The following is a 14,092-nucleotide window of genomic DNA, read 5'->3' on the forward strand; positions in this document are numbered from 1 at the left end:
ACTTTCTACATTTTAATAACTCTCTCAATAAAAATTTCTTATATAAAAATCCCTACAAACACTGTAGGGATTTATGTCTAAATCATTTTGTTACACTCTATTTCATATGAAAATAGTTTTCTTATTCAGATGCATTCATAAGCACAATTCTCCAACCGTCTGGATCCTCTATTGTGGTTCCTTTCTCTATCCAATACGGGTTTTCAGGTTCTACCTCATGATAGCCCATATTACTTAATCGATTCACTATCTTTTCAATTTCATCTTTAATAGGCATATAAAAAACTAGTAAATTATCTTTTGTCGGTGCCGGACATGGACTTCCATTAACATGTGTAGTAAACTCCAAATGATACTCTTCATCTGGTAAGCCAAACATAACCCCATCATATCCTTCATGATTGTGAAATTCCCCTATACGTTTTAAACCTAATCCTGTTTCATAAAAACTTATCACTTCTTCAAATTTATCTGTTGGTCTTGCAATTCTAAATTGAACCCAATTCTTCATGCAAATCTCCTCCTTTTCATTTTCCAAAGCTTTATAGTAATTAGTATAGGTTACATATATTCCCTTTAACATCCCTCATTAGTGTGAACTTCCTAAGTTGAAAGACCTATTAGTTAATAAACAATAGGACTTTAGTATAAAATTTATATAAAATTAGTTATATAAATATAGAGATGAATTACAAGCTATTACGTATGAAATAGTTCTCCTTGCAGGGCCTTTATATACCGATCAGCAGATCTTTGTACAGCTTTATTCGCATCTTCCACCACACCATGAAATGCATTATATAGTCGACTAAATTGGATATCTTTTACCTTCTCTGCCATATCTCTAACTTTATTCGCTGGTAATGGAATGAGATTGGGATAACTATACATAAAACTTACCCATTTTCGATCCGAAACTACTTGTATAATATCACCTGATAACAAAATACCTTTCCCTTCATTACCGTCTTTCCAATGTATAACAGTTCCACCCTTAAAATGGCCTCCTAAGCGATGCAATGTAAGTTCTTCCGATAATATCAGATGCTCCCCAGACCAAAATTTAATTTGCTTACTCGGACGAACCACCCACTCTTTATCATCTTCATGAATATAAATAGGTACATTGAATGTTTCCGCCCATTTAACTTGTGTAGAGTAATAATGTGGATGAGAAAGTGCTATTGCTTGAATACCACCTAAATCATATATACGTTGTATCGTTTTATCATCTAAATAACTAATGCAATCCCACATAACATTTAGAGTTTTACTTTGTATTAAAAATGCTGTTTGTCCAATCGCAAATTTAGGTTTAGTAGTAATGCTATACAAACCGCTTTCTTCTTTTATTATTTCGTTTTTGTATAAATTGCTATTTTGCATCGTTTCTAATGTTGTCCATGACTGCCCAATTGGATTAACATATTGTCTTTCCTCATTACAAATTTTACAGCGAGAAGGTGCTTCTTCATTTTCGGGATACTGTACTCCACATGTAGTGCAAATATAATTATCCATATTCCCACTCCTTTTTTCATGTAATTGTTTCTTTACCAATATTTTAATAAAAAACAAAAATATTAGAATCAATAATTGGAACGAAAACGAAGTGATACGAAAGTATGATTTGGTGATTGAAAGTTTAAATAATAAAGTTTAAATTCATCCTATTTTTCAAAACTGCAATTGATATAAAATCTTGCATACTTTTGAGTAAACTTTTTTACACTTGTAAAAAAGTTTTTTTGCATTTCCCTACCTATAATTGCTAATATAGTAGAGTAGAACTTTTATAGAGAGAAGGAAAATTATGCACAATGGAATTCGAATGACAACTTTAGTAAAAAGGGCTATGTTAGTTTGTGCGGGGGTATTATTCACATACGAAGTAGCTTTTGGATCAGTACATACTGCTCTAGCTAGTACAGAGGATGAAGCAAAATCTGTTCAACTTGTAAGTGAGATTCAAACATCTCTTGCTCCGAAAGAAGCTCCAAAACATTATAACGGGCAAGTTAGAAAAGTCGCTTATTTAACATTTGATGACGGTCCTGGAAAATACACAGCTGAGCTTTTAGATATGTTAAAGAAAGAAAATGCAAAAGCAACATTCTTCCTAATTGGTTCAAACGTAAAAGCTTTCCCTGATCTTGTAAAACGCGAAGATGCTGAAGGTCACTACGTTGGGATGCACAGTATGACTCATAACTACAAGAAACTTTACACTGAAGGTCATTACGTAGATGAAATGAAGGAAGACCAAGGCTTAATCGCTGGTGTTTTAGGTAAATCACCAGTATTAACTCGTCCATCTTACGGCTCTATGCCAGGATTAAACGAAGCTCTTCGCAACAAAGTTGTAGAAAATGGCTTAAAAGTTTGGGATTGGACAATTGATTCTTTAGACTGGAAATATAACAAAATGCAAGTTGATGCTGCATCTGCTAAAATTGTAGAAAACGTGTTACATGGTGCTACAAATCCAACAGAAGTTATCCTTATGCATGATATTCATCCACAATCAGTAAAAGCAGTTCCTGGAATTATTAAAGGACTGAAAGAAAAAGGATATGAATTAGAAGCATATAATGAGAACGAACACTTCCCATTAAACTTCTGGCATGATAATCGTATGTAATGAAAAGACTTGATTTCCTTTAGCTGGGAATCAAGTCTTTTTATCATTTTGGGAATTACTCCTCGTATATTCGACTCAAACTCCCCCTTCTCTAATATCAATAAAAATTCAAAATCACATGTTATACTATAATTTAGTTTAAATAAGTAGGTGCCATATGATCGTATATACAGTACAAACTGAAGAAGCATGGAAACAATTTAAGAAACTTGGTTATTTAGAAGGTAATAAAGAATTCATCGATCCAGACGATGTATATTCATATGACTGGATGGTGCGCGTCGCTAAAACAAGATTGCCTCATTACGAAGGTAACTATCCTATTTGGGTCTGGGAAGCAAATAATTACCCAAATCGAAATCATAAAGCTTGGGGTAGAACAAATTCAAAAATGGTAATTTTAACACTAGATGTACCGAAAGAATGGGTACTATGGAGCTATTTTGACTATTGGTGCTGTGCTATGACTGATGGATCAACATATTTACATACAAAAAATAAGTGTACTTTAGATGAATGGTATACATATATGGATAAAGAATACGGGATAACATTTGATTTCGACTATTTATTATCTCATCCTGATTGGTGTCTAGGTAAAGAGGATTCGTTAGAAAAACAAGGTGTTATCGGCAAAATACCCCTTTCCTTCGTGAAAAAAGTAAGACGTTTTCGTGCTAAGACAGATAAGTCTATTAGTAAAATCCGAAGTGATAACTGGGATAATAGAAAAGAAAACCGCATTAAAAAGATGAATCGAAATTTAAGAAAGCGAAACGATAAACAAAAAAGAATACAAAAGCGACTTATACGAAATTAAAACATATATCAAAATACAGTAAGAAGTTATGGATTGAATATACAAATTCAATCCTATTTTTTATATTATCAACACTTTAGCACATATTACTCTTAAGGAGTGATATGTATATGGATTTTCTTTCAGCCGAATATTTGTCCGCCCTACTTGCCATCATTGTAATTGATTTAGTGTTAGCCGGTGATAATGCCATTGTAATTGGATTAGCAGCAAGAAGATTACCGAAAGATCAGCAAAAGAAAGTTATTATATGGGGAACTATCGGGGCAATCGCGATTAGAGCCCTCGCTACCTTAGTTGTTGTTTGGTTGTTAAAAATACCAGGGCTACTTCTAATTGGTGGTGTACTCCTTATATGGATTGCTTATAAATTAATTGCTGAAGGCAAAGATCATGATATTAAGGCCGAAGAAGGATTTTGGTCTGCTATTAAAACCATTATTATTGCTGATGCGTTAATGGGCATCGATAATGTACTCGCTGTTGCAGGAGCTGCCCATGGTAACTTTTCTTTAGTAATCATCGGATTATTAGTGTCTATTCCAGTAGTCGTATGGGGCAGTACATTGATTTTAAAATGGGTAGATCGTTTTCCTGTCATCATTACGATTGGAGCAGCCGTTTTAGCTTATACTGCCGCGAAAATGATTGTAGATGAGAAATGGTTCGCTGGATTTTTCGAAAGTAACCCTTTCGTTAAATGGGCATTTATCATTATTATCATCATCGGCGTAGTTTTCTTCGGAAAGGCTAAACAAAAAGCAACAGCTGGTTCTGTCTCATAATGATGGTATATTTACAAATAAAAGGCGCTATTCATATGAATAGCGCCTTTTATTATTTATTTAGCTTCCCCTTCCGGAGTCGTTTTTACCTTCGTTTTGTTTTTATCGCGGTTGTTATAGTTATACTTCGAACGATCTACTGGAGTGAATCCTTCCGGTGTGTAGAATCGTAATAAGTCACCATTCACGACTTGGTCAGAGTATTTTAGTGAGTTTTGAACCATTTGTTCATTTTTCTTTATTTCATCTGTAAATTCTACAGGTTTTCCAGTAGTTGTATCATAGTATTTGCCGTTTAGTGCAGTAACTGTTGGGCTTACGTAGTTACCGTTACGGAACGCAACGACTTGTTTATGATCTGGTGATAATAAATCAGAACCGAATTGAACATAATTCTTTGTATCTGTACCTAGTAAGTGTAATAGCGTTGGAAGAACGTCAATTTCACCACCGTATTGATGTTGTACGCCACCTTTCACTCCTGGTACACGAACGATTAATGGTACACGTTGTAACTGTGCATTTTCAAATGAGTTCATTTCTTTACCCATTACTTTTGACATTGCTGCGTTATGATTATCTGAAATACCGTAATGGTCTCCGTACATAACAATAATTGAGTTATCATATAAACCAGATTGTTTCAAGTAATCGATGAAGCCTTTTACAGATTCATCTAAATAGCGTGCTGTTTGGAAGTACGTATCTACTGATGAATCACCTGTTGTTGCTGGTTCAATCGTTGCTTCTGCCTTATCGATTGGATAAGGGAAATGGTTCGATAACGTAATAAACTTCGTATAGAACGGTTGTTTCAACGTTTGTAATAACGGAATAGATTCATTAAAGAACGGTTTATCTTTTAACCCGTAGTTTACTACGTCTTTTTCATTCATATCGTAGTATGACGCATCAAAGAATTTATTAAAACCAAATGATTTATAAATATCGTCACGGTTCCAAAATGTTTTGTAGTTACCGTGGAATACTGCTGATGTGTATCCTTGTTGTCCTAAAATAGCTGGTGCTGATTGATACGTATTATGAGATTTCGTTGTAAAGACAGAACCTTGCGGTAAACCAAACATTGAATTCTCTAACATAAACTCCGCATCAGATGTTTTCCCTTGTCCTGTTTGATGGAAGAAGTTATCAAAATAAAGTGTATTCGCATCTTTTGTAAATGAGTTTAAGAACGGTGTAACTTCTTGACCATTTAATTTGTAATCAATTAAGAAGTTTTGGAATGACTCTAAATGAATGTAAATTACGTTCATTCCCTTTCCTTTACCGAAATACTCAGGATTTGGACTTGCATAAGTTGATGTTAAATAATTTCGTACTTCTGTCATATTATCGCCATCAGCTAATGCTCGTTCTGTCGATGCTTTCGCACTTTGAATTCCATCATAAATTGTGTAGTTGTATGCACCTAAATATTTCACAATATAATTACGGTCAAACGTTCTTGTTAATAATTCAGGACGGTCAGACTCTGCAAGACCTAAGTTAACACTGAATAATAAAATACCTGCTACAAATACTAGAGATAATTTATGCTTCGCAACACGAATTGGTTTTGGATTTGCAAATTTTGTTGCGACTAACACAATTAATATAATCGTGTCTAAGAAGTATAATGGATCATAAAGATGTAGCAACGCAAGAATACTACCACCTAAATCTCCAAAGTTATTCGTTTGTGTTAATGTCGGGAACGTAATAAAGTCACTGAAAAAGCGATAGTATACTACGTTTGCGTATAAAAGAATCGACAATAACAAATTAATGATAATTAACCAAATATAAGATCGTTTCCCTTTTGCAAATAATGCAAGTCCTAAAAATAGAACTGCTGAACTAAGCGGGTTAAAAAACAGCAAGAATTTTTGAATTGTGTTTGAAATTCCTAAATTGAATTCCGTTACATAAGCTGCATATGTTTTGAGCCACAATAAAATAACGGCAAACAGAAAGAATCCAAAATGATTGCTTAACACACTTTTGCTCTTTAATAAGAACTGTTTCATTTCTCCACCTCTTTTGATCATCCAAGGCTTATTTTTTTATAAGTCTGTCTCTCTATTCAAATTTTCTTCTTCAAATAGATTATCTTTATTTAACTATATGAAGAATATTAGTAATTATAATTTGAAGCTAGTATTTATTCAACTATTTCTTTCTAGACATTTTGACCTTGGTTTCTATTTAACAAAATAAATTTGTAACATTTCCTGTTTTCTCCCAAGATTCATCCACTAATTATGACACCCCATACTATATACCTTTATAAACTCATTCGCAAACTATTCTATCTCCAAATTTGGTACATATTTCACATGACAAAATAATACGATTTGATTATATTACTCCACTTACATTTCCCTTCTTCAACTAACTCTTTAAATCTTAAAGTCATTACATCCCTTCATACATGAAAAAATTCTCCTGTTCATTAATATTATATTTGAATAATTATTCATTTGACCGACCAGCGATGTTACGTTTTCTCGACAAAAAAACTCGCTCTAAAAAGAGCGAGTTTTTTCATTATATATTATTGACCTTTGTACATTGCATCTACTTGTTTTTGAAGTTCCTCATTTTCTAAGAACTCATCATAAGTAGCCTCTTTATCGATTACACCGTTTGGTGTTACTTCGATAATGCGGTTTGCAATTGTTTGCACGAACTGATGGTCATGAGATGTGAATAAGATTGTACCTTTGAATGCAATTAAACCGTTGTTTAATGCTGTGATTGACTCAAGGTCTAAGTGGTTCGTTGGATCGTCAAGTGTGATTACGTTCGCACCACTTAACATCATTTTAGATAACATACAACGAACTTTTTCGCCTCCAGATAATACAGAAACGTTCTTTTTAACTTCTTCACCTGAGAATAACATACGGCCTAAGAAACCACGTAAGAAGCTTTCAGACTCATCTTGTGGAGAAAATTGACGTAACCATTCAACTAAGTTGTAATCACTATTCTCAAAGTACTTAGAGTTATCTCTTGGGAAGTAAGACTGAGAGGTTGTAACACCCCATTTGAATGAACCGCTATCAGGCTCCATTTCACCCATAAGAATTTTAAATAATGTTGTCATCGCAATATCGTTACGGCCGATAAATGCAACTTTATCACCTTTATTTAAAGTGAAGTACACATTATCTAACACTTTTTCACCATCAATTGTTTTAGAAAGACCTTCAACAGTTAATAAGTCATTTCCTACTTCACGCTCAGGTGTGAAGCCAACGAATGGGTAACGACGTGATGACGGTCTAATATCATCTAATGTAATTTTGTCTAATAATTTTTTACGAGAAGTTGCTTGTTTCGCTTTAGAAGCGTTTGAACTAAAGCGTGCAATGAAGTTTTGTAACTCTTTTACTTTCTCTTCTTTTTTCTTATTAGCATCTTGTGTTAATTTTAAAGCTAATTGGCTTGACTCATACCAGAAGTCATAGTTACCAACATAAAGTTGAATTTTACCGAAATCAAGGTCAGCCATGTGCGTACATACTTTATTTAAGAAGTGACGGTCATGGGATACTACGATAACTGTGTTTTCAAAGTTCATTAAGAAGTTTTCTAACCATTGGATCGCTTTTAAGTCCAAGTGGTTGGTAGGCTCATCTAATAATAGAATGTCAGGTTGACCGAATAAAGCTTGAGCAAGTAATACTTTTACTTTCTCTGCACCAGTTAATTCTGACAATTTCTTATCATGAAGATCTTCACCAATACCTAAACCTTTAAGAAGGATTGCAGCTTCTGACTCAGCTTCCCAACCGTTAAGCTCAGCGAACTCACCTTCAAGTTCAGCAGCACGCATACCATCTTCATCACTAAAGTCTTCTTTCATGTAAATAGCATTTTTCTCTTGCATTACTTTGTAAAGTTGCGTGTGACCCATAATTACTGTTTCTAATACTGGGAACTCTTCATATTCGAAGTGGTTCTGTTTTAATACTGCTAGACGCTCACCTGGCGTAATATGTATGTCACCTGTTGATGGTTCAATTTCTCCAGATAAAATCTTTAGAAATGTAGATTTACCAGCACCGTTTGCTCCGATTAAACCGTAGCAGTTACCTGGCGTGAATTTTATGTTAACATCTTCAAATAATTTGCGATCCGCGAAACGCAAACTAACGTTACTTACTGTAATCATTTGTGTCCTCCTACTAATACCGCTTATTTCAGCGTTTTCTCACCGATTGTCTTAAAAAATCGCATATTACGACTCAATTATTGTAGACTATAGCTATTATATAGTAGAAGCTGGATGAATAGCAACGGTTGATTGCTATTCATTTCTTTCCAAACTCGAATAAAACCTTTGTTTTTAATTAGATTAAAGTTACATACACGTTTTAAAGAGGATTCATTTTGAAAAAACATTTATAATTGGAGCATTATGTTTATCAATTGAAATAACACAATAATTTGTATGCATTTCGCATTATAAATAGCAAACTAAAACGCTCAGAAAATATTCTGAGCGTTTTCATTTCCTTCTCCAACTAAAGCACCAGGTAGTGTAAAAAGCTATTTCACCATTTGTATTGTTAACTTATCTTTTAACATTGACCTATATGAGTCAATTTCATATTTTGTATTATTGATTTTTTCTTTTTTCATTTTTAACATATCGAATATTTCTAACTCTAAATTCCTTCTAGCTTCAAGAACTTTTATCGCTCCTTCTACCCCTGAATGGTTATGTTCTTTCCCATAGCCTTGGTTCGTGTAATAGTCGACAATTCCTGTGGACCATTCTGGATTTCTTTCTTTTAATGCCTTCCTAAATGAAAATTCAAGATCATCTTGTTCTACATAAAATAACATTGGATTTAAATTCTCTATGATTTTTGCAACTTTCATTACATAATTTATTATTTTTTCTTTTTGTTCACCGTATTTAATCATCCCAATTGTTAATGGATTTTGTATGAAACAACATTCAAAAATATAAACCTTATTATCTTCTAGAGCAATTTCAGCAAAGTCATTCCATTTGTCAGCAATTAATTCAACATTTTTATCGAATGGCAATTCATATATATCGTTTTTAAAAATATCATTACATAATTCGTCCGAAAACTGGTCACCAAACTCATTTTTTATCTTTCTGTATGGTAATAAATAATTGCTTCCTTTTTTTAAAACTCTTTTAAGAAGCACTTCTTTAAAATCTCCACTGTTAGATACTAATCTATCGAATTCAAATTTATTAAAACAAGATACACCATCATAGTCGGCGGGGTGATTCAAATTCCCCTCTAAAAATAGTTCAACTTCAATTTTATTTTGGCTTAGAATTTCATTTATTAGCTTTGCAGTGGTCGATTTTCCAAATCCAGGTAAACCTTCTACTATTATTAGTTTTGTATTCATATTTATAAATCCCTTCCTTCAAAGTATTTAACCAAGATTTAAAAAATTACTTACTCCACTGCAATCACTCCTTCAAAATACGATATTCAACATTTCCTTTGAAAAATCCTTCTTAAAGTAACCTGACCGTTAGTTTAAGAACATTTTTTCACAATCTCTATCATTATTTTAACATAAATTTCCATTTACCTTTTAAAAAAGATAGTCCACCATTATTTGAGTGAACTATCTAAAGTAAATTATATTTTTTAAATCAAATACTTTGTCAGTAATCCCCAATCGTTGCGCTGGTGTTTTTACTGTTTTCTTTTTCTCTTCCTTTGCAATTTAACTATATAAAAGTACTTAAACAATGCAATAACAATTAAAAAAGGGATTCTAAATCATATGTGATTTACATCCCTAATTTGTGTGTTATTTTATATGTTCTCTCCCATAACTGAAACAGTTACTTTTAAAAGGGGATTCTTTTATTTTCTTTCACTTAATTTCTTTGCATAATTCTTCATTTTACTCGTTAACCCTATTAACGCCGGTAATAATATCGGCATCACAATTAAAGCTAATAGAAGAAGTGCAACGCCAACTACGGATGCTACTTGTATAAGCGTTAATACACCTGAAGGGATTAATGCAGCAAATGTACCACCTAAAATAAGTGCCGCTGATAATACGACTCCTCCGATATGACGAGAAGCAGTTACAATTTTCGTCGCTGGGTCCCCTTCTAACTCATTGTATCTCATCATTACAAAAATACTATAATCCACTCCTAAAGCGACAATCATTATGAAACTAAAGAATGGAACATTCCAGCTTAATGAATCTACATGTAAAATATGCGTACTAATTTGTTCACTTATCCCTAATGATGCAAAGTAAGCTAATAGTAACGATCCAATAATAAAGATGGTGTTTAATAATGAACGTGTAATCACAATTAATACAATCGCGATTCCAATTAACATAATTGTAGCTGTACGTAAGAAATCTTGCCCAGTTACTTCTTTTAAATCAACGTTTCTAGCTGTCGTTCCTCCGATTGCTGTTTTCGCATGATTTAATTCCGACCCCTTCAAAGTACCATCTATTGTGTTATTGATTTCTTGAATAATTGGCATCGCTTCTTTTGAATACGGATTTACGTCTAAAATGATTGTCATTTTAGCAGTCTTTCTATCATGTGACATGTACGTATTCAAAGCTTTTTGGAAATCTTCTCCCTCCAAAACTTCTTTTGGAATATAGAATTTCTCAGAGCTTTTTGATTCGTTCAGTTCTCCTAAATATTTCTGAGCATCCCCTAGGCCATTACTTACCTTTTCAAGGCCTTCTGTACTTTTAGTTAGTCCGGATTGTAATTGACCCATCTGTTCTTGCAAGTCTTTCAGTCCGGTTAATAGCTGACCTTGCCCATCGTTTATTTTCGTTAATCCGGTTTGTAACTCAGATGACTTGTTCGCAATTTGTTTTGAACCTGAAGCACCTTCATTTAATCCATTTTTAAGATCAGCTGCTCCTTTTTGTAACTTAGTAACTCCATTGTTCATTTCTTTTAAGCCATTATCCACTTTCAATAACGATTGATTCGCTTCTTTAAATGATCCCATCGCCGCATTATGCTGCGCTTTCAATTTATTTAATTCATTTGAAAGCCCACCTAATTGCTTTTGAGCCTCTTTAGCAATTCCTAACGTCTGCAGAATGTTAGGATCATTTGCTAATTCTGGTTTCGTTTGAATGAAATTGGTCATTAACATTTCAATTTGTTCATAACCTTTCTTCGCACCGTCAATCGCTTGAGAAATACTTCCGAAGTATTGATCGTAAGAACTTAAACCTTTTTCTAACTGTGTATAGCCAGCATGAAGTTGTGAAGTTGCTTGAGATAATACACTTATATTTTCATTTACTGAAGTTAACCCACTCTCAATTTGCCGCGCACCTTGTGCTCCGTCATTTATGCCATTGGATAGTTGATTTAAAGCTGTTCCTAATGCTGATACACCACTTTTCGCTTCATTTGTTCCATCAATTAACTTTTGAACGTTCGCAAGACTATTTGAGTCCTTATTACCCATCTTATCTTTCGCAGTAGTTAATCCATCATTAATTTCCTTTATACCACCATTGGCATCTCCTAAACCTGTATTTAGTTCACCCGCTTGTTTATTTATATATAGTTCTTTAATCCTATCACCAGTTGGACGTGTCGGTGAATATACTTCTGAAACACCTTTTACTTTCAAAATCTTATCAGTTAGTTCATCTAAAGTTTGAAGCGAACTCGCCTCATCTAACTTGTTATTCGATTGAATGACTAACGTACTTGGTGAAGAAAAACCAGGTGGAAAATGTTCTTCTATTACGTTAATCCCCATTTTCGACTCATATTTATTGTCTACTTCAAATAAATCGTTGTAATTAAGTGTATTAGAATACTTTGATATGAAAGGAATTGATATCACGAATACAATAATTAAAGCTACAAATGGTCTCACTACTGAGTTATTCGCAAAGAATCCCCATAGACGACTGTCTTCATGACCTTTAAATGTTTTAACGGGATAAAACATCCCTTTTCCTAAAAGCACCATAAAAAACGGATTTAACGTAGTTAATACTAGTAATAAAACTGCGACACCAATTGCTACCGCTGAAGTAGATTGATATAGTTTAAAACTCGCTAAAGCAAGAGATGCAAAACCAATTAGTACTGCTATCCCGCTATATAAAACGGTTTTCCCTGCCGATTTAAATGTTTCTTTCGTAGCCAAAAATGCGTTTTCTTGTTTACTTAATTCTTCTTTAAATCTCGTAAATAATAAAATGTTATAGTCTGTTCCAACCCCAAACAGGACAACAACGACAAACACTTGTGTAAAGTTAGAAAATGGAAAATTAAATTGATCTACTAAATGAGCAATAATCCCCATTGAAACTAAATATGATACCCCAACAGTAAGAAGAGAAACAATTGGAACAATAGGTGAACGGAATACAATGATTAATATTACAAGAATGAAAATGATTGAAATAACTTCAGTCTTTTTCACTCCCTCTTGAGAAGATGTAAGGAAATCTCCTGCTATTAAATCACTTCCTGTTAAGTACGTTGTTACCCCTTTCGTTTTCACTTTATTATGAAGGTTATTTGTAACTTTCGATATTTCACCATGCTTTTTATCTATCGATATTTGCGTTAAAATAGTCGTATTATCTTTAGAAACTAATTGTTTCTCTAATTCTTTATTATCTAAATGTGAAACAACTTCTTTAATTCCTAATTGTTCTTTTTCATTTTGCAAAGCGTTGATTGTTTTTATTATTTCCTCTTTTTGCTCAGTCGTTAAAGCTGTTTTACTGTCACTATTAAAAACAACTATAATGTCATACTTTTCTGTCCCGTCTTTATCCATTTCTTTTATCATTTTGTCAGCAATACTACTTTGTTCTGTATTAGGAATCGTAATGTGCCCTTTTTCTTTCACTAATTTATCCATATTAGGCATCGTTACAATCATTGTAATGGTAATAACTATCCATAATAGAAAAGATAAACTTCTCCAATTTTTCAGCTTGCTCATTTGCATCATCTCCCGCGATTAAAATTTACGTTAGTTACGGAATGAATATTCATTCCTATTATTCTATTACATTATTTTGTAAACTCTATTAAACTAGTCTTTCCGGAATGAATATTCATTCCTTTAGTTGCACAAATACCCTCTCCTACTCTCATTTTTTAATTCTATTTAGGAATGAATATTCATTCCTGTCCTTATAAAGCTATAGAATCAAATGATTCTAATAGCGTTCCAAGAGCTTTCTTCCAATTCTTTTACTAACTCTTTCGAGTATTCTAATTGCCCTGTTGCAATTACTTTCGTTAATTTTTCTAACGGTTGATATACAATAATAATTAAAGCAACTGGAGGCAATGGACGAAGTAAACCTTTTGCGATTCCATCTTCAATAATATTCATAAAGAAGCCTATAAAATCGTCAAATATTTTCTTACTCTGCTCATCAAGAAAATAACTATCACAGTGAGAATTTGTAAATAAAAAAGCATCCACATTGTTTCTCGCAAATTCAAATAAACGTTTATACGTATGACTAAACTGTTCACGAATATTTGCTTCAACAGGAAAATCCGTTTTTATCATTTCAGAAAGCTGTAACATACTTTTTGAAAATAATGAGTTAACAAGCGCCTCTTTATTTTCAAAATAGCGATAAATAGTACCCGCACCGACATTTGCTTTTTCAGCGATCATTGGAATTGTCGTACCATCGTAACCACGCTCTGCAAAAAGTTGCATCGCAGCATCAAAAATATCCTCTTGTTTGTTTTTAGCCATTTTTTCCACCTCTATTTTCAGGAATGAAAATTCATTCCGTTTTTAATTATAAATTACAGGGAATAAAAGTCAA

10 protein-coding genes are annotated in these 14,092 nt (G+C 33.1%); 3 read left to right on the top strand and 7 right to left on the bottom strand.

What is annotated here, in order from left to right; genetic code table 11:
• Positions 1 to 121: 121 nt before the first annotated feature.
• Both ACUN13_RS16770 and ACUN13_RS16775 read right to left on the bottom strand, forming a co-directional pair.
• Positions 122 to 511 (bottom strand): VOC family protein, encoded by a 390-nt coding sequence (locus ACUN13_RS16770; protein WP_000800667.1) that lies wholly within the window; start codon positions 509 to 511, stop codon positions 122 to 124.
• 188 nt (positions 512 to 699) lie between these two features.
• Entirely contained in the window at positions 700 to 1,521 is an 822-nt protein-coding gene (locus ACUN13_RS16775) for an MBL fold metallo-hydrolase (protein ID WP_000371021.1), read from the bottom strand.
• Positions 1,522 to 1,813: 292 nt separating this feature from the next.
• Between ACUN13_RS16775 and ACUN13_RS16780 the strand changes: the two genes are divergently transcribed.
• From ACUN13_RS16780 to ACUN13_RS16790, 3 genes are all read left to right on the top strand, one after another.
• On the top strand, positions 1,814 to 2,641 hold the full coding sequence (locus ACUN13_RS16780) for a peptidoglycan-N-acetylglucosamine deacetylase (protein ID WP_000551452.1): 828 nt from the start codon (positions 1,814 to 1,816) through the stop codon (positions 2,639 to 2,641).
• A 157-nt stretch (positions 2,642 to 2,798) separates the two neighbouring features.
• Complete coding sequence (locus ACUN13_RS16785; protein WP_088345548.1) at positions 2,799 to 3,461, top strand: DUF3841 domain-containing protein; 663 nt, start codon at positions 2,799 to 2,801, stop codon at positions 3,459 to 3,461.
• A gap of 110 nt (positions 3,462 to 3,571) precedes the next feature.
• Positions 3,572 to 4,246, top strand: a complete 675-nt coding sequence (locus ACUN13_RS16790; protein WP_000346930.1) for a TerC family protein — start codon at positions 3,572 to 3,574, stop codon at positions 4,244 to 4,246.
• 56 nt (positions 4,247 to 4,302) lie between these two features.
• Here the strand turns inward: ACUN13_RS16790 and ACUN13_RS16795 are convergent, their stop codons facing one another.
• From ACUN13_RS16795 to ACUN13_RS16815, 5 genes are all read right to left on the bottom strand, one after another.
• Positions 4,303 to 6,276 carry an LTA synthase family protein gene (locus ACUN13_RS16795; RefSeq protein ID WP_000808770.1) on the bottom strand — a complete coding sequence of 658 codons (1,974 nt, stop codon included), beginning with the start codon at positions 6,274 to 6,276 and terminating at the stop codon, positions 4,303 to 4,305.
• Between the two features lie 527 nt (positions 6,277 to 6,803).
• Positions 6,804 to 8,429, bottom strand: a complete 1,626-nt coding sequence (locus ACUN13_RS16800; RefSeq protein WP_000633864.1) for an ABC-F family ATP-binding cassette domain-containing protein — start codon at positions 8,427 to 8,429, stop codon at positions 6,804 to 6,806.
• Between the two features lie 377 nt (positions 8,430 to 8,806).
• Complete coding sequence (locus ACUN13_RS16805; RefSeq protein WP_001093195.1) at positions 8,807 to 9,655, bottom strand: hypothetical protein; 849 nt, start codon at positions 9,653 to 9,655, stop codon at positions 8,807 to 8,809.
• Positions 9,656 to 10,125: 470 nt separating this feature from the next.
• On the bottom strand, positions 10,126 to 13,242 hold the full coding sequence (locus tag ACUN13_RS16810) for an MMPL family transporter (RefSeq protein WP_142292953.1): 3,117 nt from the start codon (positions 13,240 to 13,242) through the stop codon (positions 10,126 to 10,128).
• A gap of 210 nt (positions 13,243 to 13,452) precedes the next feature.
• Entirely contained in the window at positions 13,453 to 14,019 is a 567-nt protein-coding gene (locus tag ACUN13_RS16815; protein ID WP_075677192.1) for a TetR/AcrR family transcriptional regulator, read from the bottom strand.
• Positions 14,020 to 14,092 lie beyond the last annotated feature (73 nt).

It is taken from the genome of Bacillus cereus group sp. Bce041, from assembly GCF_052646455.1.